Annotated in this window: 25 protein-coding genes; 6 read left to right on the top strand and 19 right to left on the bottom strand. The window is 64.4% G+C overall.

Translation table 11 applies throughout. The annotated features are described in order from the left end of the window. Window positions 1-30: 30 nt before the first annotated feature. From IC66_RS0121970 to thiD, 3 genes are all read right to left on the bottom strand, one after another. Entirely contained in the window at window positions 31-1,074 is a 1,044-nt protein-coding gene (locus IC66_RS0121970; RefSeq protein WP_038949062.1) for a glycosyltransferase family 4 protein, read from the bottom strand. A gap of 13 nt (window positions 1,075-1,087) precedes the next feature. Beyond that, complete coding sequence (locus tag IC66_RS0121965; protein WP_028143308.1) at window positions 1,088-1,900, bottom strand: UDP-2,3-diacylglucosamine diphosphatase; 813 nt, start codon at window positions 1,898-1,900, stop codon at window positions 1,088-1,090. A 406-nt stretch (window positions 1,901-2,306) separates the two neighbouring features. Beyond that, window positions 2,307-3,107, bottom strand: coding sequence for a bifunctional hydroxymethylpyrimidine kinase/phosphomethylpyrimidine kinase (thiD, locus tag IC66_RS0121960; protein ID WP_038949060.1), 801 nt, complete (start codon window positions 3,105-3,107; stop codon window positions 2,307-2,309). Between the two features lie 311 nt (window positions 3,108-3,418). Here thiD and IC66_RS0121955 point away from each other — a divergent pair, with 311 nt between their 5' ends. Continuing rightward, window positions 3,419-5,401, top strand: a complete 1,983-nt coding sequence (locus IC66_RS0121955) for a PAS domain S-box protein (protein WP_049806600.1) — start codon at window positions 3,419-3,421, stop codon at window positions 5,399-5,401. 95 nt (window positions 5,402-5,496) lie between these two features. Next, window positions 5,497-5,742, top strand: a complete 246-nt coding sequence (locus IC66_RS0121950; protein WP_018317369.1) for an Lrp/AsnC ligand binding domain-containing protein — start codon at window positions 5,497-5,499, stop codon at window positions 5,740-5,742. Window position 5,743: 1 nt separating this feature from the next. Here IC66_RS0121950 and IC66_RS0121945 read toward each other — a convergent pair whose 3' ends face one another. Further along, window positions 5,744-6,670 carry a cytochrome c gene (locus IC66_RS0121945; RefSeq protein ID WP_038949058.1) on the bottom strand — a complete coding sequence of 309 codons (927 nt, stop codon included), beginning with the start codon at window positions 6,668-6,670 and terminating at the stop codon, window positions 5,744-5,746. A gap of 155 nt (window positions 6,671-6,825) precedes the next feature. Between IC66_RS0121945 and IC66_RS0121940 the strand changes: the two genes are divergently transcribed. Continuing rightward, window positions 6,826-7,242: a CHRD domain-containing protein gene (locus IC66_RS0121940; RefSeq protein WP_038949057.1), complete on the top strand. Its 417-nt coding sequence runs from the start codon at window positions 6,826-6,828 to the stop codon at window positions 7,240-7,242. Window positions 7,243-7,415: 173 nt separating this feature from the next. Here the strand turns inward: IC66_RS0121940 and IC66_RS0121935 are convergent, their stop codons facing one another. From IC66_RS0121935 to IC66_RS48395, 6 genes are all read right to left on the bottom strand, one after another. Then, the gene (locus IC66_RS0121935; protein ID WP_038949056.1) at window positions 7,416-8,699 is read right to left on the bottom strand and encodes a cystathionine gamma-synthase family protein; all 1,284 of its coding nucleotides are present in this window, start codon (window positions 8,697-8,699) and stop codon (window positions 7,416-7,418) included. Window positions 8,700-8,963: 264 nt separating this feature from the next. Then, window positions 8,964-9,413: a cytochrome c gene (locus IC66_RS0121930; RefSeq protein ID WP_028143313.1), complete on the bottom strand. Its 450-nt coding sequence runs from the start codon at window positions 9,411-9,413 to the stop codon at window positions 8,964-8,966. Between the two features lie 95 nt (window positions 9,414-9,508). Further along, on the bottom strand, window positions 9,509-11,818 hold the full coding sequence (locus IC66_RS0121925) for a xanthine dehydrogenase family protein molybdopterin-binding subunit (RefSeq protein WP_038949055.1): 2,310 nt from the start codon (window positions 11,816-11,818) through the stop codon (window positions 9,509-9,511). A 161-nt stretch (window positions 11,819-11,979) separates the two neighbouring features. Continuing rightward, the gene (locus IC66_RS0121920; RefSeq protein ID WP_063712064.1) at window positions 11,980-12,504 is read right to left on the bottom strand and encodes a GNAT family N-acetyltransferase; all 525 of its coding nucleotides are present in this window, start codon (window positions 12,502-12,504) and stop codon (window positions 11,980-11,982) included. Window positions 12,505-12,553: 49 nt separating this feature from the next. Then, entirely contained in the window at window positions 12,554-12,829 is a 276-nt protein-coding gene (locus IC66_RS0121915) for a DUF1127 domain-containing protein (protein WP_038949053.1), read from the bottom strand. 356 nt (window positions 12,830-13,185) lie between these two features. Next, window positions 13,186-13,356, bottom strand: a complete 171-nt coding sequence (locus IC66_RS48395; RefSeq protein ID WP_240536405.1) for a hypothetical protein — start codon at window positions 13,354-13,356, stop codon at window positions 13,186-13,188. A gap of 172 nt (window positions 13,357-13,528) precedes the next feature. On the opposite strand from IC66_RS48395, the gene IC66_RS47150 reads away from it, so the two are divergent. Then, on the top strand, window positions 13,529-13,678 hold the full coding sequence (locus tag IC66_RS47150; protein WP_162130954.1) for a hypothetical protein: 150 nt from the start codon (window positions 13,529-13,531) through the stop codon (window positions 13,676-13,678). 201 nt (window positions 13,679-13,879) lie between these two features. On the opposite strand, the gene IC66_RS0121900 is transcribed toward IC66_RS47150, so the two are convergent. The 6 genes from IC66_RS0121900 to IC66_RS0121875 form a co-directional block, all read right to left on the bottom strand. After that, entirely contained in the window at window positions 13,880-14,335 is a 456-nt protein-coding gene (locus IC66_RS0121900) for a DoxX family protein (protein WP_049801770.1), read from the bottom strand. Window positions 14,336-14,560: 225 nt separating this feature from the next. Further along, window positions 14,561-16,087: a murein biosynthesis integral membrane protein MurJ gene (gene murJ / locus IC66_RS0121895; protein WP_028143318.1), complete on the bottom strand. Its 1,527-nt coding sequence runs from the start codon at window positions 16,085-16,087 to the stop codon at window positions 14,561-14,563. A gap of 263 nt (window positions 16,088-16,350) precedes the next feature. Continuing rightward, complete coding sequence (locus IC66_RS0121890; RefSeq protein WP_028143319.1) at window positions 16,351-17,538, bottom strand: DegT/DnrJ/EryC1/StrS family aminotransferase; 1,188 nt, start codon at window positions 17,536-17,538, stop codon at window positions 16,351-16,353. Between the two features lie 11 nt (window positions 17,539-17,549). After that, entirely contained in the window at window positions 17,550-18,554 is a 1,005-nt protein-coding gene (locus tag IC66_RS0121885; RefSeq protein ID WP_038949052.1) for a Gfo/Idh/MocA family protein, read from the bottom strand. Window positions 18,555-18,735: 181 nt separating this feature from the next. Continuing rightward, window positions 18,736-20,148 (bottom strand): mannose-1-phosphate guanylyltransferase/mannose-6-phosphate isomerase, encoded by a 1,413-nt coding sequence (locus IC66_RS0121880; RefSeq protein ID WP_028143321.1) that lies wholly within the window; start codon window positions 20,146-20,148, stop codon window positions 18,736-18,738. 7 nt (window positions 20,149-20,155) lie between these two features. Next, on the bottom strand, window positions 20,156-21,145 hold the full coding sequence (locus IC66_RS0121875) for an NAD-dependent epimerase (RefSeq protein WP_038949051.1): 990 nt from the start codon (window positions 21,143-21,145) through the stop codon (window positions 20,156-20,158). Window positions 21,146-21,360: 215 nt separating this feature from the next. Here IC66_RS0121875 and IC66_RS0121870 point away from each other — a divergent pair, with 215 nt between their 5' ends. Both IC66_RS0121870 and IC66_RS0121865 read left to right on the top strand, forming a co-directional pair. Continuing rightward, window positions 21,361-22,320: a lysylphosphatidylglycerol synthase transmembrane domain-containing protein gene (locus IC66_RS0121870; protein ID WP_028143323.1), complete on the top strand. Its 960-nt coding sequence runs from the start codon at window positions 21,361-21,363 to the stop codon at window positions 22,318-22,320. Between the two features lie 35 nt (window positions 22,321-22,355). After that, window positions 22,356-23,351, top strand: coding sequence for an MraY family glycosyltransferase (locus IC66_RS0121865; protein WP_038949050.1), 996 nt, complete (start codon window positions 22,356-22,358; stop codon window positions 23,349-23,351). Here IC66_RS0121865 and IC66_RS0121860 read toward each other — a convergent pair. The 3 genes from IC66_RS0121860 to IC66_RS0121850 all read right to left on the bottom strand — a co-directional run. Next, window positions 23,339-24,286, bottom strand: coding sequence for an NAD-dependent epimerase/dehydratase family protein (locus IC66_RS0121860; RefSeq protein WP_038949048.1), 948 nt, complete (start codon window positions 24,284-24,286; stop codon window positions 23,339-23,341). The genes IC66_RS0121865 and IC66_RS0121860 overlap by 13 nt on opposite strands. Beyond that, window positions 24,283-25,503, bottom strand: coding sequence for a glycosyltransferase family 4 protein (locus IC66_RS0121855; RefSeq protein WP_038949047.1), 1,221 nt, complete (start codon window positions 25,501-25,503; stop codon window positions 24,283-24,285). The genes IC66_RS0121860 and IC66_RS0121855 overlap by 4 nt, the downstream gene beginning before the upstream one ends. Window positions 25,504-25,505: 2 nt before the next feature. Further along, a partial coding sequence (locus IC66_RS0121850; RefSeq protein ID WP_038949046.1) for a polysaccharide biosynthesis protein occupies window positions 25,506-26,119 on the bottom strand: 614 nt, incomplete at its 5' end.

The following is a 26,119-nucleotide window of genomic DNA, read 5'->3' as shown; positions in this document are numbered from 1 at the left end:
CAAGACACCTCCGCGCGAGGATTTTTCTCTTCAGGCGACGAAGCGCGGCTGTTCCGCGGCGTTCCGGCCAGGCAGCACCGCGCCGACCGCCTCAATGCTGGCCACAAAGGCCCTCGTCGAGGCTTCCCAGGTGTAATTGGCGGCGAACGCGACGCAGTCCTGCCGGGAGATGTCCAGCGCCGCGAAGCAGGCGCTGCGCAGGTCGTGATCGAGGGCGCCGACCGGGGCATCGCCGATGACGTCGCGAGGACCCTTCACCGGGAAAGCGGCCACCGGCAGGCCGCTCGCGAGCGCTTCCAGCAGCACCAGGCCGAACGTGTCGGTCTTGCTCGGAAACACGAAGACGTCGGCGGCCGCATAGATATCCGCCAGTTCCTCGCCGTGCTTCTCGCCGAGGAAGATCGCGTCGGGATAGGCCTCTTCGAGCGAGGCGCGCGCGGGGCCGTCACCAACGATGACCTTGGTCCCGGGCAGCTCGAGATCGAGGAAGGCCTCGAGATTTTTCTCCACCGCGACGCGGCCGACCGATAGGAACACCGGTCCCGGCAGGCAAAGGTCGATGGCGCGGGGGTGGAACAGATGGGTGTCGACGCCGCGCGGCCACAGCACGACATTGTCGAAACCACGCTCGGTCAGCTCGCGGGCGAGCGCAGGCGTTGCCGCCATCACGGCGCGGCTGGGCGCGTGGAAGCGGCGCAGTGCCCGCCAGATCAGCGAGCCCGGCACCGGCACGCGGGCACGGACATATTCGGGAAAGCGGGTGTGGAAGCTGGTCGTGAACGGCAGCTTGCGCTGGCGGCAATAGCGGCGGACCATCAGGCCGATCGGCCCTTCGGTCGCAATGTGGATGCTGTCGGGGCGCGCCTCCTCGATCAGCTTGGCGATTCGTGCGGGACGGGGCATCGCCAGCCGCACATCGCGATAGCTCGGCATTGCAAAGGTGCGGAAGGATTGCGGCGTCAGGAACGTGAATTCGACGCCGAGGCTTTTGCCGGCGTCGGCGAGCTTGGTCAGCGTCCGAACCACACCGTTGACTTGCGGGTGCCAGGCGTCGGTCGCGACCAGGATGCGCATCAGGCGGCCTCTGTTATGCAGCTCTGGCTGCAACCTGCGGGACGGCTGCCGGCTTCTGCAAATGATCCGCCCAGGTGATGATCTCGAAATGACCGTCGTCGTGCTCGACCAGCGCCGTGCAGCTCTCGACCCAGTCGCCGCAATTCATGTAGCGAATGCCGCCCTCGTCGCGGATCACGGCGTAATGGATGTGGCCGCAGATCACGCCGTCGGCGTCGTGGCGCCGCGCCTCGGCGGCGAGCGCCTGCTCGAACGCGCCGATGTAATTGACGGCGTTCTTGACCTTCTGCTTGGCCCATTGCGACAGCGACCAATAGGGCACCTTGAACAAGCGGCGGAAGAAGTTGACGAAGCGATTCATCTGGATCGCGAAGTCGTAGGCCTTGTCGCCGAGATGGGCGAGCCAGCGCGCGTTTTGCACCACGAGGTCGAAGATGTCGCCATGGATGACGAGATAACGCTTGCCGTCCACGCCGGTGTGGACCGTGTTCTCGACGACGTCGATGCCGCCGAAATGCGTGCCGTAATAGTTGCGCAGGAACTCGTCGTGATTGCCGGGGATGTAGACGACCTTGGCGCCCTTGCGCGCCTTGCGCAGCAGCTTCTGCACGAGGTCGTTGTGGGATTGCGGCCAGTTCCAGCTCGATTTCAGCGCCCAGCCGTCGACGATGTCGCCGACGAGATAGATCGTGTCGGCATCATGGTAGCGTAGGAAGTCGAGCAGAAGATCGGCTTGAGAACCGCGGGCTCCGAGATGAACGTCGGAGATGAACAACGTGCGAAAGCGCCGCTCCGGGCTCTCGTCACTCACATCGTAACTTCCCATGCGCCAGCCTGTAACAATGTCCCGTGACAGGGGGATGACCAATTGAACTTTTGAGGCACCCTCAGATACGAATCACGCCTTGCCTCGCCTGCCTGCGAATATCAGCCGCATGCGACAATCAGGCGACATGGCGCCGCAGGAGGCGCCGGGACCCTACTCTTCCCTGAGGCCATCTCCCCCGCGGCACATCCTTCGAGACGCCCGCCGTTGGCGGGCCTTCAGGATGAGGGCGGAGTGCGCGGCTGCAAATTCAAAGCGGACCGACGCAGTTCAGCCTCATCCTGAGGAGACCGCGAAGCGGTCCGTCTCGAAGGAGAGGCGCTTGCTCGATGTCGCCACAAGGCATTGGGGACGATGAAGCCAGCGCTCAACGGATCGATGGCCGCGCTTCCGCGGACGGCCCGCCTCAGTAGAACCTGTGGAAATGATGGACCGGGCCGTGGCCGTGCCCGACGCTGAAGCGGTCGGCGGCTGCGATGGCCGCGCTGATCCAGGCCTTGGCGTTGCGCACGGCAAGCTCCAGATCTTCGCCCTTGGCCAGTCCAGCCGCGACCGCCGAGGACAGCGAGCAGCCGGTGCCATGGGTGTTGCGGGTCGCAACGCGCGGCGCGGCGAGCGCGATCGTGTTTTGGGCATCGACGAGATAATCGATGCTCTCGGCGCCCTCGCCGTGTCCGCCCTTGATCAGGACCGCACGGCAGCCGAGCGCCAGCAGGCGATGCCCCTGGCTTTCGATCTCGGCCTCGCTTGCCGCGACCGGCTCGTCGAGCAGAGCCGCGGCTTCCGGCAGATTGGGCGTGATCACCGACGCCAGCGATATCAGTTTTGTGCGGAGCGCGTCGACGGCCTCGGATGCCAGCAGGCGGTCGCCGGAGGTTGCCACCATCACGGGATCGAGCACGACATGCCGCGGCGACCAGCGCGACAGCGCGGCCGCGACCGCATCGATGCCGGCGACCTCAGCCACCATGCCGATCTTCACCGCGCCAATGTCGAGATCGGAGAACACCGCATCGATCTGCGCGGTGACGAATTCGGCCGGGACCGGGTGAATGCCGGTAACGCCACGCGTGTTCTGCGCCGTCAGCGCCGTGATGGCGGAGGCACCATAGACGCCGAGCGCGGCAAAGGTCTTCAGGTCGGCCTGGATGCCGGCACCGCCGCTCGAATCGGAGCCGGCGATGGTGAGTGCGACTGGGGTCGTCATCGCCGGGCACCTTTGCTGGATAAGGACACCGCCATGGCCTGTCCTAGCGCGGCCGTGGAACACCGGCAAGCGCGCCGAGCCGTGTCCGACAGTGATTCGCGACGCCGTGTATTCCCTGCGAATCAGGCAAGCGGCGGGCCGGCACGCCCCGCAATCGTGCGGACTTGAAAATGCAACCGCGCCGGACCCTTGGTATAGTCTCGAACCTTACCTGCTTCGCCGGAGCGCGAGGTGAGAGTGGAACTGTCCAGCGACACCCATGTTGCGGGCTCCCGGCCCGCAAGCCGCCTGGAACGGAATCTTGGGGTGGAATGATGTGGGCCTTTTTTGAACGTCTCCTCGACTCGTCCATGCTGTCGCCGCACGGCATCTGCCTGTTGTGGGAGCCTGAGCTGATCTGGCTTCACGTCGTTTCCGACGCCTGCATCGCCGCCGCCTATTTCTCGATTCCGTTTGCCCTTGCGATTCTGGTCACCAAGCGGCGCGACCTCAAGTTCGGCTGGGTCTATTGGGCCTTCGCGATCTTCATCATGGCGTGCGGCCTGACCCACGTATTGTCGATCTACACGCTCTGGGTCCCGGTCTATGGCATCGAGGGCATGGTCAAGGCGGCGACCGCGGTGGCATCCGTGGTCACGGCGGGCGCGCTCTGGCCGCTGCTGCCGAAGATCCTGACGATCCCCTCGCCGTTCGAGCTGCGGCAGGTCCAGGCCGCGCTCGAGGAGGAGGAAATCAAGAGCCGGGACGCGACGCTCCTGCTCCAGCAGGTCAGCGACGCCCAGCGCGCCATGCGCGAGAGCGTGGCGCGCCTCACCGCGATCGTCGAGACCGCGGTCGACGGGGTCATCCTGCTCGACGCGCAGGACCATATTCTGCTGTTCAATCCGGCCTGCGAGCGCTTGTTCGGCTACTCTGCCGACGAGGTCATGGGCCGGAACGTCAGGATGCTGATGCCCGAGGCGGGCACCGCGCCCGACAGCCACGCAAGGCATTTCGCGACCGCCGGCGAGGCCATCGGCCTGCGCAAGGACGGATCGACCTTTCCGATGGACGTGTCGGTCGGCCGGACCCGGCAGGACGGCGAATTGATCTTCGTCGGCATCGTCCACGACCTGACCGCGCGCAAGCTGACTGAGCAGCAGCTCCAGCAGGCGCAGAAAATGGAGACGGTCGGTCAGCTCTCCGGCGGCATCGCCCACGACTTCAACAACCTGCTCACCGTCATCATCGGCAACGCCGAGCACCTGAGCGAGCAGCTCAAGGCGAGGCCCGATCTGCGCCGCTTTTCCGAGGACATCTGCCAGTCGGGCGAACGGGGTGCCGAGCTGACGCAGCGCCTGCTCGCATTCAGTCGCCGCCAGTTGCTGCAGCCCCAGACGATCGCTTGCCGCGGCCTGCTCGAGTCCATGTTCAAGCTGCTCAAGCGCACCTTGCGCGAGGACATCGAGATCAGGACGGCCTCCAGGCCCGGCACGATCGTGGCCTTCGCGGATCGGGCCCAGCTCGAATCCGCCGTGCTCAACCTTGCGCTCAATGCGCAGGATGCCATGCCGGCCGGTGGCCACCTGACCCTGAGCACGGAGTTGACGACACTCGACGACGACTATCGCGCCCTTCACCCCGAAGTCGCATCCGGCAGCTACGTGTTGATCTCGATCACCGACGACGGCGAAGGCATGATGCCCGAGGTCACCCGGCGCGCCTTCGAGCCGTTCTTCACCACCAAGGAGGTCGGCAAGGGCTCGGGCCTCGGGCTCAGCATGGTCTATGGCTTCGCCAAGCAATCCAATGGCCACGTCTCGATCTACAGCGAGCCGGGCCTGGGGACGACGGTCCGGATCTATTTGCCGCGCGCGGACATCGGATCATCGCACGCCGAGCTTTCCGATGGCGAGGACGCGGCGCCCCGAGGATACGAGACGATCCTGATCGCCGAGGACGATCCGTTCGTTCGCTCCTCCGCCATTCGGAGGGTGGAAGCTCTCGGATATCGCGTCGTTGCCGCGGTCAACGGCAAGGAGGCCTTGCAGCAGCTGCGCACCGAGCCCGGTATCGACATGCTGTTCACCGACATCGTGATGCCCGGCGGCATGAGCGGCTGGGAGCTCGCCGACCAGGCGCGGCGGATTCGCCCCGGTCTGCCGGTCCTGTTCACCTCGGGCTACGCGCTGGAGACCCTGGTCGAGCAGGGCCACGCGCATGCGCAGGCGATCGTGCTGACCAAGCCCTATCGCAAGGTCGAGCTTGCCCAGCGGCTCAGAGACGCATTCGCCGCGGCCGTGGTGACCTCCTAGGCGCCGGACCGACATCTGGTGGCCGGCAAGTCCGCTTGCTAAATGGTGCCGGGTTTGGCCTATTAGCCGCCAGATACGCTTTCGGAGTGCCCGCGATGGTTCCTTTTTTCGTCCAGATCAAATGCAAGCTCGGCCAGTCCTATACGGTCGCCAATGCGCTTGCCGAAGCCGAGATCGCTTCCGAGATCTACTCCACGGCCGGCCAATACGACCTCCTGGTGAAGTTCTACGTCGACAAGGACACCGACATCGGCCATTTCGTCAACGAGAAGGTGCAGGTGCTGCCGGGCATCCAGGACACCCTCACCATCATCACCTTCAAGGCGTTCGGCGCCAGCTGAGCTAACCAGCTTCCTTGCGCTTGGGCCGCGGCGGACCGTCGACCGGCGGCAGCGATTTGAGATAGTCCGCCATCGCCGCAATATCCGCCTCGGACAATTGCGAGGTGTTCTTGATCACACGCTTCATCGCGCCGCCGGCGCTGTCGCCGTCGGGCAATTCCCCGGTCTTGAGGAAGTAGGCAAGATCCTTCGCGCTCCACTCGCCGAGGCGCTTCTGCGTGATATTCGGCACCCAGCCCTCGCCTTCCGGATTGGGCCCGCCGGCAAAGCGCTGGCCCCGGATGATGCCGCCGAGCGCGTTGCGCGGGCTGTGGCATTCGGCGCAATGGCCAAAACTATTGACGAGATAGGCGCCGCGACTCCATTGCGGCGACTTGGTGCCGTCGGCGACAAAAGGCTTGTCGTGCAGAAACAGGAATTTCCAGACGCCGATGTTGCGGCGGATGTTGAACGGAAAGCCGACGTCGTGGTCTCGCACTTTGCCTGCAACGGGCGGCAGCGTCTTCAGATAGGCGAAGAGATCGAGCACGTCCTCGCGCCTTGCGTGCTGATAGGACGTATAGGGGAAGGCGGGAAAATAATGCTGCCCGCCTGGCGAAACCCCGTGCATCACCGCGTTGACGAAGTCGGCGTCGGTCCATTTGCCGATGCCGTCGTTCGGATCGGGGGAGATGTTCGGCGCGTAGAACGTTCCGAACGGCGACTTGATCGCGAGGCCGCCACCGAGCCTGACACGGTCGGGCTGGTCGGGCGTGGCGTGGCACGAGGCGCAGCCCCCGGCGTTGAACATGGCCTCGCCGTTGGCGAGGTTTGCCACATGCGCCGGCGCGTTGCCCACAGCCGCCACCACCGGCGCGCTGAGCCACCAATAGACGACGCCGGCGGCGACCGCGGCGAGCAGCCCCCCGAGAATTGTTCGTTGCAACATGGGTATCCATTCACTCGACACGGCGAACCTAAGACCAATGTCGCCGCGGCTCCAGCCACGAAGAATTTAGCCCGCCTTGGCCGGAAACGGGAATAAACTGAAATGCCGGCTGTTGAAAGTTTGGCAGCCCGAACGGGTTCAGCAGGGAGAATGTCATGAACAAGACCGTCATTGCCGCCTTAGCACTCGGTGCCGTTGCTTTTGCAGCTCCGGCCAGCGCCGAAAAGCTGAAAGCAACGCTCGACGGCAAGTCCGAGGTGCCGGCAACGACCAGCAGCGCCACCGGAACCGCCGATCTGGACTATGATGCCGCCAGCAAGAAGCTTTCGTGGACGGTCACCTATTCCGGGCTGTCCGGCCCTGCTACCGCCGCCCATTTCCACGGCCCCGCGGAGGCCGGCAAGAACGCCGGCGTCGCGCTCGCGATCCCGAATGCGACCGCCAGCCCCGTGAAGGGCGAAGCGACGCTGACCGACGCGCAGGCTGCCGATCTGCTCGGCGGCAAGCTCTACGTCAACATCCACACCGCGGCCAACCCGGGCGGCGAGATCCGCGGTCAGGTGACGAAGTAAGCCGCGACGCTGCTTCGTTGCGTGAAGGCCGGGCGCAGGAGGGGCGTCCGGCCTTTTCGATTCCGGCCGCGCTTAAAGCGCGATGCGATCAGGATGAATCGTCATCGCGCTCTAGGTTGTTGTTCAAGCATGATCTTTTCGGAAAACCGCTGCGCACTTTTCCGGATCATGCTTTAAGCCGCGTTCAGCGCCTGCGTGAGGTCGGCAATCAGGTCGGAGGGATTCTCGATGCCGATGGACAGCCGGATCGTGGAATCGAGCACGCCGATTTTCCGGCGGATGTCGGCGGGAACGCCGGAATGGGTCATGGTCGCGGGCAGGCTCGCGAGCGACTCCGTGCCGCCGAGGCTCACCGCCAGCTTGAGGATCTGCAGCGCGTTGAGGAATTTGACCGCAGCATCCTTGCCGCCGACGATGTCGAACGAGAAGGTGGATCCCGCCCCCAGGCATTGCCGCGCGAACACACGCCCGGCCGGCGAGTCCTCCTCGTGATGACCGAGGTAGTGGACCTTGGCGACCTTGGGGTGGTCGCGCAAATAATCCGCCACGAGGCGCGCATTGGCATCGGCTTTTTCCATGCGCAGGCTCAGCGTCTCGAGCGAGCGATTGATCATCCAGCAGGAATGCGGATCGAGCTGGGTCCCGATGGCGCCCCGGAGCGCCTTGATGCCTTTCATCAGCGCCTTCGAGCCGAGCGCGGCGCCCGCGATCAGGTCCGAATGACCGCCGACATATTTCGTGAGCGAGTATAGGGAAATGTCGGCGCCGTGCTCGATCGGCCGCTGAAACACCGGGCCGAGCAGCGTGTTGTCGCAGGCGATGATCGGCGTGTGTCCCTGGGCCTTTCCGATGGAATCGGCCATGCGGCGGATCATGGCGACATCGACCAGGCCGTTGGTCGGATTGGCCGGGGTTTCGATCAGGATCATCGAAACGCGACCCTTGCCCATGGCCTCCTCCGAGGCCTGCTTGACCGCGGCTTCGTCGATCCCATCGGCGAAGCCGACGGCGCCGATCGACAGGCGGGCCAGCGTGTTCGTCAGCAGCGTTTCCGTCCCGCCATAGAGCGGCTGGGAATGCAGGATGACGTCGCCCGGGCGAACGAAAGCCAGGATCGTGGTGGCGATCGCCGCCATGCCGGACGAGAACAGCGCGCAGCTCTCGGTGCGCTCGTAGATCGAGAGCCTGTCCTCGACGATCTCGCTGTTGGGATGATTGAAGCGCGAATAGACCAGGCCCGCGCCCATGCCTTCCGGCGGCTCGCGCCGGCCGGAGACGAAATCGAAAAAGTCCTGCCCGTCATCGGCGGTCCTGAACACGAAGGTGGAGGTCAGGAAGACCGGCGGCTTGATGGCGCCTTCCGACAATTGCGGATCATAGCCATAGGTCAGCATCAAGGTTTCGGGATGCAGCATATGGTTGCCGATGTGGGTCTTCGACGGAAACGGTTTTGCCATGGCCTGTCTCGCTGTTCTGCTTGAAGCCGCGCCATGGAACTCCTGATGAGGCCGTCGGGAGCGAGATGCGCCAATTTCCAACAGCTCACGTCAATTCCGCGGCGACTGCAGCCAAGATAGCTGCTCTCACAGCGATCCGTCAGGCCTTGCGGACATAAATTCCTGCCGCGCTTCGCGCCGGCGCAAAAAAGCGGCTGCTTTCGCAACCGCCTTTTCGATTCCTTATCGGCGCCGTAGCCCGGATGGAGCGAGAATTGCGCCTCGCTACTTCAGCTTGACCCGATACGTCTCGTGGCAATCGCTGCAGCGGTCATTGATTGCGGTATAGGCCGCCTTCAGGCTGGCGACATCCTTGATCTTGCCCTTGACATCGGCGATCGCCTTCTGCACCGGCGGGATCTTGGAGTCGAAATCGGCCTTGTTCTGCCAGACCTTTTGCGAGGCGCCATAGGTCGCGTCGACGACATCCTGCTTGGGATTGACCTCGAAGGTCTTGGCGATCTTGGCAACATCGGCCTCGATGCTGGCGATGGCCTGATCGGCAGCTTTCTTGTCGAAGGGGATGTCGCCCTTGGTCATCTTCTGGATCACGCCATACTGGTTCTTGGCGATCGCGCGCATCAGATTGTCCTGCTGAACGGCGATCTCCTGCTGCGCCATCACGGCGCCCGCACCCAGCAGGATGGTCCCCGCGACAATCATCGTTCGTTTCATTGAAAATGTCTCCGGCTCGCAGAGGTGAGGATGGGCCCATTCAAGGATAGAAACCCCGCAGCGAGCGTTTATTCCCGCCGCGGAAGAATCGCCGCCTAGAGGCTGTGACGGCGATGGTGCTCGTTGATGGCGATCCAGACCCGCTCAGGCGTTGCCGGCATGTCGATATGGTCGATCTTGTATTCGCGCCAGAGCGCATCGACGATGGCATTAACGACGGCCGGACAGGAGCCGATCGCGCCGGCCTCGCCCGCGCCCTTCACCCCCAGCGGATTGGTCTTGCAGGGAACGTTGGCAGTCTCGAACACGAAGGCCGGCCCGTCCGCTGCGCGCGGCAGCGCGTAGTCCATGAAGGTCGCGGTAATGAGCTGGCCGTCGCCCGCGCCATAGACCACCTGCTCCATCAGCGCCTGGCCGATGCCCTGCATGGCGCCGCCATGCACCTGGCCGGCCAAAAGCAGCGGATTGAGCGTCTTGCCGAAATCATCGACGATCACGTAGTTGACGATCTTGATGATGCCGGTGGCCGGATCGATCTCGACCTCCGCCAGATGCGTGCCGTTGGGATAGGTGCCGTCGGCACTGGCGAAGGTCGCGCTGCCGTTCAGCTTCGTGGGATCGGCGCCGGGGCGCTTGGCGAGGTCAGCAAAGGAGATCGAGCGGTCGGTGCCGGCGATCCGGATCATGCCGTCGGTGATCTCGAGGTCGCCCGCGCTCGCTTCGAGCGCCTGAGCTGCGAACTCCTTCAGCTTCTTGCCGAGATCGCCCGCAGCACGCTCCACGCAGACGCCGCCGGTGGGAATCGAGGCCGAGCCGCCGGTGCCGAGGCCGGTCGCGATCTCCTCGGTGTCGCCCTGGCGGATATGCACGCGCTCCGGTGGCAGGCCGAATTGCTCGGCGACGATCTGCGCATAGGCGGTCTGATGGCCCTGCCCGCTCGATTGCGTGCCGATCAGCACGGTGACGTCGCCACTCGGATCGAGGCGGACATTGGCCGTCTCCTCACCCATCACGCCGCAGATCTCGACATAGCTCGCAAGGCCGATGCCGCGGATCAGGCCCTCCTTCTTGGCCGCCTTGGCGCGCTTTGCAAACTCCTTCCATTCCCCGATCTCCATCGCGCGCTTGAGATGCGCGGCGAAATCGCCGGAATCATAGACCTTGCCCGTGGCCGTCTTGTACGGCAGCGCCTTCGGCGGGATGAAGTTCTTGCGGCGGATGGCGTCCGGCGTCGTGTCGAGTTTTCGTGCGCAGGCGTCCACGAGGCGCTCGATGACATAGGCAGCTTCAGGCCGCCCGGCGCCGCGATAGGCATCGACCGGCACGCTGTGCGTGAAGATGGTGCGCACCCGGCAGTGGAAGGCCTGGATGTCGTAGAGGCCCGGCAGCATGCCGGCGCCGCCATGGGGAATGTAGGGGCCGAAGGTCGACAGATACGCGCCCATGTCGCCCATCAGGTCGCAATCCATCGCGAGGAATTTGCCGTCCTCGGCCAGCGCCATCTTCGCGGTGGTGACGTTGTCGCGGCCCTGCGCATCGCCCAGGAAATGCTCGGAGCGATCTGCCGCCCACTTCACCGCCTTCTTCAATTTTCGCGCGGCGACCGCCATCAAGGCGTATTCCCGATACGGAAACAGCTTCGTGCCGAACCCGCCGCCGACATCGGGGCAGATCACCCGCATCTTGTCAGTCGGGATGTTGAGCACGTTCTGGCACAGGATGTCGCGCAGGCGGTGGCTGCCCTGGCTGCCGACCGTCAGCGTCAGATGGTCGCGCTTGGAATCGTATTCGCAGACCGCCGCACGCGTCTCCAGGAAGCTCGCGACCACACGCGGATTGATGATCGAGATTTCCGCCACCGCATGCGCCTTGGCAAAGGCAGCTTCCGTCGCCGCCTTGTCGCCGATCGAGACGTCGAACAGCACATTGCCGGCCTTGTCGGGCCAGACCTGCGGCGCGCCCTTCTTCACAGCATTGACGACGCCGGTCACCGCCGGCAGGGGCGACCATTTGACGTCGATCGCCTCGATCGCGTCGCGGGCCTGGTCGATGGTCTCGGCGACGACGAAGGCGACGGCATCGCCGACGTGGCGTACCTCGTCCTTGGCCAGGATCGGGTATGGCGGGCCGGTGAACGGATCGGTCTCGAGGTTGAACAGGCAGGGCAGATTGCCGAGATCCTTGACGTCGTCGGCGGTCAGGATCAGCGCGACGCCGGGCAGCCCGCGGGCGCGGCTCACATCGATGGTGTATTTGGCATGCGCGTGCGGCGAGCGCAGCATCAGGCAGCGCAGCGCAGCCTGCGGCGCGTAATCGTCGGTATAGCGGCCCTTGCCGCGGATGAGCGCGTCATCCTCCTTGCGCAGCACGCTTTGGCCAACGCCGAACTTGATGGGAGCCGCCATTTTATCTTCCCGTTCTCATGGTTGTTTTGCCGGCATATTGCCGTGGAAAAACTGGCAAGGCAAACGGGTTTAGGCGGGCCGTTCCCCCATTGAGGCCGATGATTCGAAGCCACCCCCGACGGTTCTGGCGCGACCAGGCCGGACAGCCGTGCGGGACGGCCTTAGCGGCTGAATTTCCTGACCATAAAGTACTTGTCGTAGGTGGCCTCTCCTATGCGGACGGCAGCGGGATCGGTGCCGTAGATTTCAAAGCCGTTACGCTTGTAGGTGTTGATTGCAGCGGTCGATTCGAGCAGGACGGCGAGATGCACCTGCTCGACGCGTGCCTCGGCATGGGCAAGAAGCTCCTTGATGAGCCGATCTCCGACCCCTTTACCTCGGCCCTCCTCCCTCACGTAAACCGTGAAGATGTTGCCCCTGTGCTGCGATCGCCGATCTGGCGATACATAGAAGCCCGCGACGCCCATCAAGCTCCCGCATCGAAATGCGCCGAGGATCATTCCATCCAGCCAACGGCGATAAGCCGCCATCATCGGCTCCCCGCCGTCGTCCTCTTCAGGAGACCCAAACGTTTGAGGGTGCATCTGAAGCGCCTCCGCACGAATGTCGCGAAAAAGATCGAGATCATCGACATTCAATCGTCGGATTTCCACGTCCGCCTGAGCACCGGCAGCATGCGATATCATGATCGCCTCCTCTCCTTGTCGCAGTGAGGAACGGCAGGAATTGTGTCCGTCACATCCCACCGCGGCCACACAGAGTCCTCGTGCTGTCTCTCAATCTCTCGATGGCGCGCTCAGGCGCGATGCAATCGATATCGCCGCGCGTCAGACCGATGTCCATCAGCTCCCTGTCACTGAGGTCCTGCAAGGTGACCCCTGCGCGCGGCCGCCACTCCTGAAATGCACGCCAGTAGCGCCTGAGCAGGCTCAGGACGATGGAAAGGTCGAGGCCACGCCTTGCGGCATCGACCTCAATTTCGGGTGAGATGTTCGTCTGTTGGGGTGGCATCGGACGCTCCTGCTGTTGAGCCGGCAGGGAGCGTGGCCAAACAAAAGGCCCCGTCCGATGCCGGCGGGGCCTGGTGGAAAAGATGTCGTCGTCGAATTCCTAGCGCACGACTCCTTCCACGGCCCAGCCGAAGCGGGTCATGTGGTTGCGGTTGACGGTGCGCGAGCATTTAATCATGCAGCGCGTGTAGCACGCCAAACGCGCAAAATCAAGAGATGTGCCGATGTCCGCTGCATCCTGGGGGCGAGCACCTGCTTGCCTAGCCGCGCACGAGCGAGACAAGCCAGCTGCGGCCGAACAGGATGAGATCGCGAGAGCATGGACAATCGTGCCGCGGACGGCGAGCAGGACGAGCGTCAACTCGTCATGGAAATGCATCGAGGCGAAAGCTGAACCGCCGAAGCGCGCGATAGCCAGAACGCTGCGGCTATGATCACGGTCAGCAGGAATTTGCCGAGCGACATCAGCCAGGCACGGTCCAGCACGAGAAAGCCGCGCCGCGCGGCAAAGAAGAGCACCAGCAGCAAAATGGTCCAGCTTCCCGGCGTACACTCAGACGCCGTGCTGAGGCGATTGTCATGGCGAGCTACGGTTCTTCCGAGTGTTTCAGCATGTTGCCACTTTTAGGAGGACTTGTCGCGTGGGTTCAGATCGGCAACACTGCTCGGATTTCCAGTAATCGCTTTCATGGGTGTCCTCATGCCCGAAACATTGGAAACCTTGTTGTGGTGTGCCGCGCTCGCGACGTGGCTGATGCTTTCCTTCAGGATAATAAGCGAGCGCCTGAAGCCGCTCTCGAATCTCGTCAGCCATCTGCTCGAGGTTGCTTTCAGGCACAAGGCGAAGTGACGCAGTAAACGGCCGCAAAGGCACGGCTTGGCAGCTGCCGAGCTGGCAGAGCTGCGCGTCGCGTTGATGGCGTCAGACGAACGGACCAAACGGCACATCGTGCGGCTGCAACCTGTCGCAACTCTGCCGGGGCCGACGATGCTCACTCGAATCAAGTTATCGGCTATCAGGCCGAAGAAGCGGCTGAAACGAACAACGCTGCTAGCCTGCCAGCCTCCGATCGAGGGAGAACCGGCCCCCTCCGGTGACCAGGATCAACAGAGCGCCTCCTGAGATCGAGATGTTCTTCAGGAAATTGTTGTACTGCCCGAACTGTTGCGGACCGGCGGGATATTCCCAGTAACGATGTGCGATTGCAGTAGCCGACAATACAAATAGAAACATCAAAATTGCGCAGTAGCGCGTACCAACGCCGAGTATCAAACCAACCGATATCAGTATTTCCAGGATGACGGTGGTCGTCGTGAACAGCTGCGGCACTGGAAGGTTGAGCGACCGAAAATAGCCCACTGAGCCACTGAAGTTGCCAAGTGCTCCATACGCGCTGCCAACAAACACCCATGCAAGCAGGATGCGGCCGATCAGGATCAGCAGGTCGGCATTGCCGGTGGCGAACTGGTCGATCCGAGATGTGGACCAGGAAGAGCGAAATGACATGGTCACTGCCTCATCGCGTTGCTGCCTGAGGACGGCACCTGAATGTCGAGATCGTATCACGATTGGCGAACCGCATGAAGGCCGCCCGGCGGGCATGACGCGCTGTAGACCCCTGGTGCCTCCGAGGCCCAACAAACGGTCCATCCGCTCACGGCGTTGTCCGCGTTCAAAGCGATTCTTCGGCGCGGTGAAGGCGGGGTAGGCGTGTTGGCTTTCGGCACGCGCCTAGCCGCGCACCAGCGAAACCAGCCAGCTGCGGCCGAACAGGATGAGGATCGCAAGCGCGTAGACGATTGTACCCCCGATCGCGAGCAGAACCAGCGTCAACTCGTCGTGGAAGCGCATCGAGGCGAGAGCTGAAGCGCTGAAGTGCGCGATCAGCCAGAACGCTGCGGCGAGGATCAAGCCGGTCAGCAGGAATTTGGCCAGCGACATCAGCCAGGCGCGGTCCAGCACGAGAAAGCCGCGCCGCACGGCGAAGAACAGCACCAGCAACAGATTGGTCCAGACACCGACGGCGGTTGCGAGCGCAAGGCCGACCTGGGCCAGCGATCCCATCAAGGCGACCTTCAGCGCGACATTGACCGCAATGCCGGTCAGCGACGCGCGAACCGGCGTTGCGGTGTCCTTGCGCGCATAGAAGGTCGCAACCGCGCTGCGGATCAGCACGAAGGGGATCAGGCCGATGGCGTAGGCCGCGAGCGTGCCGCCCGCGGCGACAGCGTCGGCCTTGGAGAACGCGCCGCGCGCGAACAGCGCGCGCATGATCTCGTCCGGCACGGTGAGGAAGGCCGCGACGAACGGGATTGAGAACAGCAGCGTGAAGTCGAAGGCGCGGCGCTGCGCCTTCATCGCGCCGTCATGGTCGTTGGCCGTGATCCGGCGCGACATCTCCGGCAGCAGCACGGTGCCGATGGCGATGCCGATCACGCCGATCGGGAGCTGGTTGAGCCGGTCGGCATAATAAAGCGCCGACAGCGCGCCGGCAGGCAGGAAGGTCGCGATGATGGTATCGGCGAACAGCGCCACCTGCGTGCCCATCGATCCCAGCGTCGCAGGCCCGAGTGCCTTGAAGAAACCGCGGACGTCTTCGTCGAGCTTCAGCGGCGCAAAGCGCGGCAGGCCGCCATGGCGGGCGAGATCGCCGGCCAGCAGGAAATATTGCAGGAAACCGGAGATCAGGACGCCCCAGGCAGCCGCATGGCCCGCGCTCGGAAACCAGACGGCGACCGCCAGCGTCATCATCATCGAAACGTTCAGGAAGATCGAGGCGGCCGCGGCGCTGGCAAAGCGCTGCATCACGTTGAGCATGCCGCCATAGAGCGTCACCAGCGTGATCAGCAGCAGATAGGGAAAGGTGATCCGGGTCAGCTCGATCGCGAGCTTGCGCTGCTCGGCATCGTCACTGAAGCCCGGCGCCAGGATGCGCATGGCCTGCGGCATGAACAGCCAGGCGACGATGAGCAACACCACCTGCGAGGCCAACAGCAGCGTGAAGATGCGGTCGGCGAACAGCTTTGCCGCCCCCTCCCCCTTCTCGCCATGGACATGCGCATAGGCCGGCACCCAGGCGGCGTTGAAGGCGCCCTCGGCGAAGATCGCGCGGAAATGATTGGGCAGCCGCAGCGCCACGAAAAAGGCATCGGCCACGGGGCCGGCACCGAGGATCGCCGCGAGCATGATGTCGCGGGCAAACCCCGTCAGCCGCGAGAGCAGCGTGTAACCACCGACCGTGAAGATGCGTCCGAGCATGTGGACTGTTCTAGAGACTAATCAGTCTAACGATAAGGCTTTGAAGTTTGACGTGATGAAAAAAGACGGCCGCTCGGCCTGCGATGCGCATTGCTGTGCCCTCTCCCCTTGTGGGAGAGGGCAGCGCCGCAAGTAGATATAAACTCAATCGGGTGAGGGGTTTCTCTCCTTGCATTCAGTGCGGAGAGAGACCCCTCACCCGTCTCGCCGCTTCGCGACGAGCCACCCTCTCCCACAAGGGGAGAGGGAAGAAAAGCGCAAGATCACCCCCCCAGCGCGCCGCGGACGGCGGCGATGATCCGCTCCTGGTCGGCTTCGGTCAAATAGGCGTGCATCGGCAGGCTGATGACATCCTGCGACAGGCTTTCGCAACCGGGCAGGCCGCCCCCGGCCACCGGATATTGCTTGTAGGCGGTCTGCTGATGCATCGACTTGCCGTAATAGATCGCGGTCGGCACGCCCTGGGCTTTTAGCGCGGCAGCGAAGCCGTCGCGGTCGGTGCCCTCAGGCAGGCGGATGGTGTATTGCGCCCAGACCGAGGTATTGCCCGGGCTGAGACGCGGCACGGTGACCACGTTGGACAGCCCACGCGCGTAGCGCTCCGCGACCTTGTTGCGGGCTGCGATCTCGTCGTCGAAGATCTTCAGCTTCTCGATCAGGATCGCAGCCTGCATGGTGTCGAGCCGGCCGGTCAGGCCGAGGCGGACGTTGTCGTATTTGTCGACGCCCTGCCCGTGCACGCGGATGCTGCGCAAGGTGGCCGCGAGCTCGTCGTCATCGGTGAAGATCGCGCCGCCGTCGCCGAAGCAGCCGAGCGGCTTTGCCGGGAAGAAGCTGGTCGTGGTGGCGAGCCCGAAGGTGCCGAGCTTGCGGCCCTTATAGCTTGCACCGAACCCTTGCGCGGCGTCGTCGATCACGAACAGGCCTTCGGCCCTGGCGATCTCGGCGATCGCATCGTGATCGGCGGGCTGACCGAACAGATCGACCGGAATGACCGCAACCGGCCTCAGGCCCGCCTTGCGAGCGGTCGCGATGCCGCGCTTCAGGGACTCAGGGCTCATGTTGAAGGTCGTCTCGTCGACATCGACGTAGACAGGGGTCGCGCCCATCCGTGCGGCCGGCGACGCGGTCGCGATGAAGGTGAAGGACGGACACAGCACGGCATCGCCGGGCCCGACGTTCTTTGCCATCAGCACCATCAGAAGCGCGTCGGTGCCGCTGGCGCAGCCGATGACATGCTTGGCACCACTGTAGGCCGCGAGCTGCTTCTCGAGCTCGGCGACTTCAGGGCCATTGACGAACTGGCAATGGTCGAGAACGCGCTTGACCGCGGCATCCAGCGAAGCGCCGAGCCGGCGGCGCTGCGAGCCGACGTCGATGAAGGGAATGGGTTCGGAACGCAGATGCTGGTTCATGACCTGGCTCTTGGCGCCTTCTTGAATGGTCGACATGGATGACGGGTTTAGCCGGCGACGCGGCGCGGGCCTTTGAGGGCGGGCGATTTGGCCGCGGGCCGCGACGGCGTCTCCAGGCACTGCGTCGCGATCTCGAGGCTGGCGACACCTTCGTCGCCGGTGACCGCCGGCGTCTCGCCGTTGCGCACCGCCTTGAGGAACGCGATCAGCTCGGCGCGGAGCGGCTCGTCATGTCCGACCGGCAGATGCCGCATCGAATAGCTGCCGTCGGGCTTGAAGCCGAAGCACTCGGTGACCTGGCGCGTGAGCAGATCGCCCATCACGTATTTGCCGCGGGTCGCGACCGTGACGCTGCGCGCCTTGAACGGCGTCAGCCAGTTGGTGTTGATGTGCGCGAGCACGCCGCTCTCGGTGCGGAACTGCAGCAGCGCGATGTCCTCGCGCTCGGCGACGGCGCTCGACAATTGCGGCTGCACCTCGACGATGTCGGATTCGGTAAACCAGCGGATCAGGTCAATGTCGTGCACGGCGAGGTCGATGACGACGCCGACATTGGACATGCGCGGCGGGAACGGGCCGACGCGCGTGATCGCGATGGAAAGAATGTCTTCGCCCGCGATCGCCTGCTTGACGGCGGCAACCGCCGGATTGAAGCGCTCGACATGGCCGACCATCAGCGTGACGCCGGCCTTTTGCGCGGCAGCGACGATCTCGCGGCCCTCCTCCACCGTGGATGCGATCGGCTTCTCGACCAGAACATGAATGTTCTTGGCGATGCAGGCGAGCGCGACCTCGTGATGCAGGTGGGTGGGAGCTGCGATGGTGACGGCGTCGATGCCTTCGGCGAAGAGCTGGTCGAGCGTCTCGAAACTCGCGCAATTGGCAAGTTCCGTCGCGCGTGTGCGATGTGCCGGCGAAGGATCGACGACGCCGACGAGGCTGACGCCGGGAAGACCCGCAAGCACGCGCGCATGGTTGCTGCCCATCACGCCGGCGCCAATGACGCCAACGCGCAAGCCGGCCTTTGCCGGTGCAGATCCTTTGGAACTCATTTGAGCAAACCCCGATTCAACGCAAATCCCCGGCGCGCTTCTAGCACGGACGCCACATTTGTGGCGAATGCCGCCTTGGCGGCCCGGACACGATTTGATTCAAAAAGTTACACGTTCCCCGGGCCTTAAGCCGAAAAATATCGCCTCTTTGGCCCGGGTCGCGTGATTCGGAGTTTGCTGGTTACGACCTTTGATAGTCGTCTTCAATCCGGATGATGTCGTCTTCCCCGAGATAGCTTCCAGTCTGGACCTCGATCAGTTCCAGCATGATTTTACCGGGGTTCTCCATCCGGTGCACGGCGCCCATCGGGATGTAGATCGACTCGTTCTCGTGCACCGTCTTCACGGCCTCGTTGACGGTGACGCGGGCGGCGCCGCGGACCACGATCCAGTGCTCGGCGCGATGATGGTGCTTCTGCAGCGATAGTCGCCCGCCCGGCTTCACCACGATGCGCTTGACCTGGTGGCGCTCGCCATTGTCGACCGACTGATAGCTGCCCCAGGGCCGGTGCACCTTGAGATGCTCCTCGGTGACCTTCGGCGCGACCGACTTCAGCTTCGTGACGAGACGTTTCAGGCCGTTGGCATCCTTCTGGCGCGAGACCAGAACCGCATCAGCAGTCGCGACCACGACGAGATCGTCGACGCCTTCGAGCGCGACCAGCGCGGAATCGGTGGTGACGTTGCAGTTGCGGGAATCCTCGAACACCGCAGCGCCGTGCGACGCATTGCCTTGTGCGTCCTTGTCGGAGAGCTCCCACACCGCGTGCCAGGAGCCGACGTCGGACCAGCCGCACGACACCGGCACGACCGCGGCGCGCGAAGTCTTCTCCATCACGGCATAGTCGATCGAGATCGCCTTGGCCGCGCCGAACGCCTCGGGCTCCAGCGTGACGAAGCCGAGATCGCGGCCGGCATTGTTGACCGCGTTGGTGACGGCCTCGACGCTTCCTGCATCGACCCTGCGATATTCGTCGAGCAGCACGCTGGCCGGGAACATGAAATTGCCGCTGTTCCAGAGATAGCCCGAATTGACGTAGTCGGATGCCTTCACCGCGTCCGGCTTCTCGACGAAGCGCGCGACCGCATGCACCTCACCGGAGATCACCTCGCCCGGGTTGATGTAGCCGTATTCGGTCGCCGGCCGCTCCGGCTTGACGCCGAAGGTGACGATGCGCCCGGTGCTCGCGGCGTTACGGCCCTCGCGGCAGGCGGCAACGAAAGCGGAATTGTCCTGCACGACGTGGTCGGCGGCGAGCGCAAGCACGATGGCTTCACTGGCGCGGTTCTGCGCGAACACCGCGCCGGCCGCGATCGCAGGTCCGGAATCGCGACGCATCGGCTCGAGGATCACGTCGGCCTCGATGCCGATCTCGGCGAGCTGCTCCAGCACCATGAAGCGATAGGACGCATTGGTGATGACGATCGGCCGGTCGAACAGGGAGGGATCGGAAACGCGCAGCAGCGTGTCCTGGAAGGTCGAGCGGGTGCCGAACAGCGGCAGGAACTGTTTTGGCCGCACCTCGCGCGAAGCCGGCCACAGCCGCGTGCCGGCGCCGCCGCACATGATCAGGGGGATAATGCGTTTGTCCATCGTCATCTCAAACCTTGAAGTAGTCCCGATACCAGGTGACAAAATTATGGACCCCATGCTCGATCGGCGTTGACGGTGCAAAGCCGGTGTCGCGCATCAGGTCCTCGACATCCGCGAACGTTTCCAGCACATCTCCCGGCTGCATCGGCAGCAATTCTTTGATCGCCGTCCGGCCCAGCTCCCGCTCCAGAAGCCCGACGACGTGCATCAGTTCCTCCGGATGGTGATTGCCGACATTGTAGAGCTTAAACGGCGCATTTGCGGCAGCCGGATCGTCCGCAGGCACAAGATTGATCAGCTTGGATACTACACGTGTGACATCATCAACATAGGTGAAGTCGCGACGCATTCGGCCATGGTTAAACAGCCGGATCGGCTTGCCCGCCATGATGGCGTTTACGAACAGAAACATGGCCATGTCGGGCCGTCCCCATGGCCCGTAAATGGTAAAGAAGCGCAGTCCCGTGACCGGCAGGCGATAGAGATGGCTGTAGGACTGCGCCATCACCTCGTTCGCCTTCTTGGTCGCGGCGTAGAAGCTCACGGGATGGTCGGTGCGGTCCGCAACCGCAAATGGCAATTTTGTGTTGGCGCCGTAAACGGAGGATGACGAGGCGTAGACGAGATGACGACAACCGCTGTTGCGGCAACCCTCGAGGACGTTGAGAAAGCCCACCAGATTGGAATCGGCGTAGGCGTGCGGCTGCTCGATCGAGTAGCGCACGCCGGCCTGCGCCGCGAGATGCACGACCTCCGTAAAACGATGTTGCGCAAACAGCGCCGCCATCGTCTCGCGGTCGGCAAGATCGGCCTCGACGAAGGAGAAGCGGGGGTCGCTCTGCAACAGCGCCAGGCGCGCCCGCTTCAGTGCTGGATCGTAATAGCTGTTGAGATTGTCGAGCCCGACGACGGTGCGGCCTTCGCCCAGGAGCTGCCGGGCGACGTGAAAGCCGATAAAGCCGGCGGCCCCGGTGACCAAAATCGCCTGATCCGTCATCCTGTTCCCCGGGGATCCTTAGCCCGATCCTGTTTAGCCGTCACCTCAAGGTGATCGCAATAGGCCCGCCGCGGCTCATGCGCTCCATAATGCCCCTCCACGAGAGCCCACGAGAGCTATTGCAAGATCGGCGCCAAAACCATACCAAAGCGGCCGAATTCGGCGCTCGCGTCGGGTTGCCTCAAATCTTCGCAAACCCTGTTCATGCGGGCGAGATGCGCCGAATCCTGCTGTCGACGGCCAAAATCCTGATCTCCGCGGCGCTGCTCTATCTGGCGCTGCGCAAGGTCGATCTGTCCGAATTGTTTTCGCGCTTCACCGTGACCAGCCTGTTCTGGATCGGCGCCGCGATCACGGTCACCTTCCTGCAGATCTTCGTCGGCGTGCTGCGCTGGCGCGAGATCAGCGCCGTCTGCGGCGCGCCGCTCGAGCTCGGCCGCGCCATGCGCTACAACGTGATCGGCTCCTTCTTCAACCAGACCCTGCCGTCGGCGATCGGCGGCGACGCGGTCCGGCTCTGGCTGGTCGCGCGCGCCGGTGCCGGCTGGCGTGCGGCGACCTACTCGATCTTCGTCGACCGCGCGATCGGCTTGATCGCGCTCGCGATTCTGATCGTCGCGAGCCTGCCCTGGAGCTACACCCTCATCACCGATCCGCACGGGCGCTCGGCGCTGCTGCTCATCGATTTCCTGGCGCTCGCCGGCGGCCTCGGCTTCCTGGTTTTCGGCGCGCTGAAATGGCGCTGGCTGAAGACCTGGTGGGCCACGCATCACATTCACGCCTGTGCCGTGATCGCGAACCGCGTGATCTTCAGCCGCAGCCGCGGACCGATCATCGCAATCCTGTCGGTGCTCGTTCACGTGCTCGCCGTCGTCATCGCCTGGTGCGTCGTGCAGTCGATTGCGGCCCCGGTTCGCTTCAGCGACGTGTTCCTGCTGGTGCCACCCGTGATGCTGATCACGATGATGCCGATCTCGATCGCCGGCTGGGGCGTGCGTGAAGCCACGATGAGCCTGGCGTTCGGCTTCGCCGGCCTGGCCGCCAACGAGGGCGTCAACGTCTCGCTGCTGTTCGGCGCCGTGTCCTTCATCGTCGGCGCGTTCGGCGGCCTGGTCTGGATCCTCAGCGCGGAGAAAGCCGCGCAGGGGTCGGCGCCGATCGGAGTGCCGGAGTGACAACCCTCGTCGCGGGTCCGGACCATGCGGCCGGGCTGGTGCTGTTTGCGCTTGCGCCGGCCGTGCTGGCTGCACTGATCTCCGCCTGCATCATCTGGTGCAGCATGCCGCTGCTGCAGCGTTATGCACTGGCGCGTCCGAACGCACGCTCGTCGCACAAGATACCGACCCCGCAAGGTGCGGGCATCGCGGTTGTCGCAGCCACGCTGCTGGTGGCTGCGTCCTGGGCGGCCTGGACGTACGGCGCGATTCCCTTGCCTCTGATCGGCTCCGCCGTCGTGATCGCGATGGTCGGACTTGTCGATGACATCAGGCCCCTGCCCGTGCTGCTCCGCCTCGTGCTTCAGGCTGGAGCCGTGGCCGCCGTCGTATTCACGACACCGGAGACCGCGCGCATCGTGCCGGCGCTGCCGCTCGCGCTCGAGCGCGGCCTCATCCTGCTCGCCGGCATCTGGTTCGTGAACCTCGTCAATTTCATGGACGGGCTCGACCTCATGACCGTGGCGGAGGTGGTGCCTGTCACGGCCGCGCTCGGATTGCTCGGATGGTATGGCGACCTCTCGCCATCCGCGGCGCTGCTCGCCACGGCGCTGTGCGGGGCCATGCTTGGCTTTGCGCCGTTCAACCGCCCAGCCGCAAAGGTCTTCCTGGGCGATGTCGGCAGCCTGCCGATCGGCCTCTTGCTCGGCTGGTGCCTGCTGGAGCTCGCCTGGCACGGACAGCCCGCTGCGGCGCTGCTGCTGCCGGCCTATTACCTTGCGGATTCCACCATCACGCTGTTTCGCCGCATCATCAGGCGCGAACCATTCTGGTCGGCACACCGCACGCACTTCTATCAGCGCGCCACCGACAACGGCTTTAAGGTCAAGCAGGTGATCGGCGAGGTGTTCGCGCTCAATCTCGTGCTGGCACTGCTTGCCATCGTCAGCGTTCGCGCCGGCTCGATGCCGGTCGCGATCGTCACCCTGTTCGCGGGCGCGGTCGCGGTCGCCTTCGTGCTGCGGCGCTTCTCCCGCCCTCAGGCATCCTGAGCCGACAGCGCCAGCCGCAACCCCTCGTCGAGGGACACCTGCGGCTGCCAGCCGGTCGCGAGCGCCTTGGAGATGTTGAGCTCGAGCGAGCCGATCAGGCTGTCATGCGTATCCTGCCGGCCCATGACGCTGAGCAGCGTGCTGAGCAGGCCCGGCGGCATGCCGAACAGCCGCAGGCTCTTGCCGGACGCTTCGGCCAGACGGGTGATGAATTCGGGTGTCGAGACCTGCTCCCTATCGGCGACGAGGAATATCTCGAAATTGCTGGCGGGATCGGGATGGCCGAGCCGGCGCAGGATGAACGACGACAGGTTCTGCACGGCAAGGAAGGCGCGCTGGTTGCGGATCGCGGCAACGGGCAGCGGCAACCCGAGCTGGACCGCGCGCGTCAGCAGCGCAAAATTGCCCTTGGCGCCCGCGCCATAGACCAGCGGCGGCCGGATCACCGAGATCTTCATGTCGTTGTCGCGCGCCAGCGTCCTCAAGCCCGCTTCGGCCGCAGCCTTGGACATGCCGTAGAGGCCGCGCGGCGTCAGGATATCGCTCTCGCTGAATGGGGCGCGGCCCTCGTTACTGCGGCCGTGCACCAGCACGGTGCTGATGAAGACGAACTGGCGCACGCCGGCCGTCGCCGAGCAGAGCGCCAGATGCAGCGTGCCGGCGATGTTGACGTTGCGGTAGAGCTGGACCGCATGCTCCTCGTGCTTGTGATGCACGCGCGCGGCGAGATGGACGACGGCGTCGACGCCTTCCAGCGCGGCTTGCCAATCGGTCTCGGGACCGATCGTCTCGATCACCACCTCGTCGTCGGCACCTTCCGCGCGACGGACCGCGCGGCGGACCGACCATCCCTCGCGCTGGAGCGCCGGCACGACATGACGGCCGACGAAGCCGCTCGCTCCCGTCACCAGCACGACCGGTTTCTTCTCGCTCATCGTTGCTCCGAAAGGTTCGCGGTGTGCAACAATTCGTCGATCACACGGGAATAGGCGTTCATCGCCGTCGTCCGGTCGAATCGCAATGCCGTCCTCACCGCGCGCTCCGTCATCGCATCGTCGTTGGAACGGGACGCCGCGCGGATCGCCGCGGCGAGCCGGTCCGGGCGGCCCGGCGTCACGACCCAGCCGAGCCCGTTCTCCACCACCGTCAAGGCAGCCTCGGACTCCGGCTCAGACACCAGCACCACGGGACGGCCGACCGCCAGCAGATTGTAGAACCGGCTCGGCACCGACACCCCCGCAACGTCCTTCCTGTATGGAATGATCCAGAGATCGGCGGACGCCAGGAATGCCTCGAGCTCGGCATCCTCGACCCGCCCGACAAAGGAGACATTGCGCAGGTTCGCCGCCGCCTGCAACTGCTTCAGCCGTTCGAAGCCGATGCCCCAGCCGGACAAAAGGAAGTGAATGTCGGCCTCGTCCTTCAGAAGCCGCGCCGCCTCGAACACGATCTCCGGATCGTGGGTGAAACCGAGATTGCCCGACAGGCCGACGATGAAGCGCGCGGAAAGCACCTTACGGAACGGGTTGTCCGAATCGACCGGCCGCGGCGCGGGCACGAGCGTTGCCCAGTTCGGGATGAAGCGGATCTTGTTCCGCGTCATTCCGGCATAGCTCAGCAGCGGCCGCTCCGCGTCGCGGCCGATGGTGATGACGGCATTGAGCGCGCGGAACATCAGGCCGTTGGCGGCGCGCATCGTCCGCGTCACGAACGAGCCCGGCTTCAGCAGGCCCGCCATCACCAGCACGTCGGGAAAGAGGTCGTGCATGATCAGCGCCGAGCGTGCGCCCTTGAGCCTGGCTGCCGCCGCCACCGCGTAAGGCAGCATGAACGGGGCGGTGACCGTGAGCACGACGTCGCCTGCCTTGAGCTCGTGCAGCAAGGCGAAGAACGTGCGCGCCGCGAACAGCAGCTCCGAGACCCCGCGCCGCACCAGCGCCGCCTTGCCCGCCATGCGGTTCTTGATTGCGATGACGCGCGGCTTGCCCGGACCGGTCTGCAAGTCCGGCAACGCGCCCGGCCAGCCCGAGAGCACGACCACCTCGTGCTCGGCGGCGAGACGGCATGCGATCTCGGCCATGATCGCCGCCGTCGTGCTCGTATCCGGCGGATAATGCTGGCTCGCGACGACGATCTTGCCCCGAGGCTGCATGGTCAGGCCGCGGTCGACCCGAATTCGGGCACCGCATCCTTCAGGATAGTCCTGATGGTGGCGCGATCGTCGCGCGCGATCGCCTGCTCCAGCGCCGCAATCCATTTGCGCAACGTCTGCATCGGCGGCTCGTTCGGCTGCGCGGCCATGATGCCGGCAACGCCGATCTCGCGGGTCGGCTCCTCGGTGGCGAACAGGATCTCGTGCAGGCGCTCGCCCGGCCGCATACCCGTGAACACGATCTCGATATCGTAGCCCGGCTGCAGCCCGGAAAGGCGGATCATGCGCTCGGCGAGATCGACGATCTTCACCGGCTGGCCCATGTTGAGCACGTAGACCGAGACGTCGGGACGGTGCGTTCCGAGCGCATGCGTGGCCGCGGTGATGACGAGATCGCAGGCCTCGCGGATGGTCATGAAGTAGCGGACCATGTCGGGATGCGTCACCGTCACCGGGCCGCCGGCCTCGATCTGGGCCTTGAATTTCGGAACCACCGAGCCGTTCGAAGCCAGGACGTTGCCGAACCGGACCGAGATCAGCCGCATCGGCGGCTTGGCGCCGTGCGCCCCGGCTGCGAGGTCGTGATCCAGCGCCTGGCAGTACATCTCCGCAAAGC

Origin of the sequence: Bradyrhizobium genomosp. III (genome assembly GCF_000261705.1) — a bacterium.
GTDB lineage: Bacteria > Pseudomonadota > Alphaproteobacteria > Rhizobiales > Xanthobacteraceae > Bradyrhizobium > Bradyrhizobium ottawaense.
This window is presented reverse-complemented; position numbering and strand designations above follow the sequence as displayed.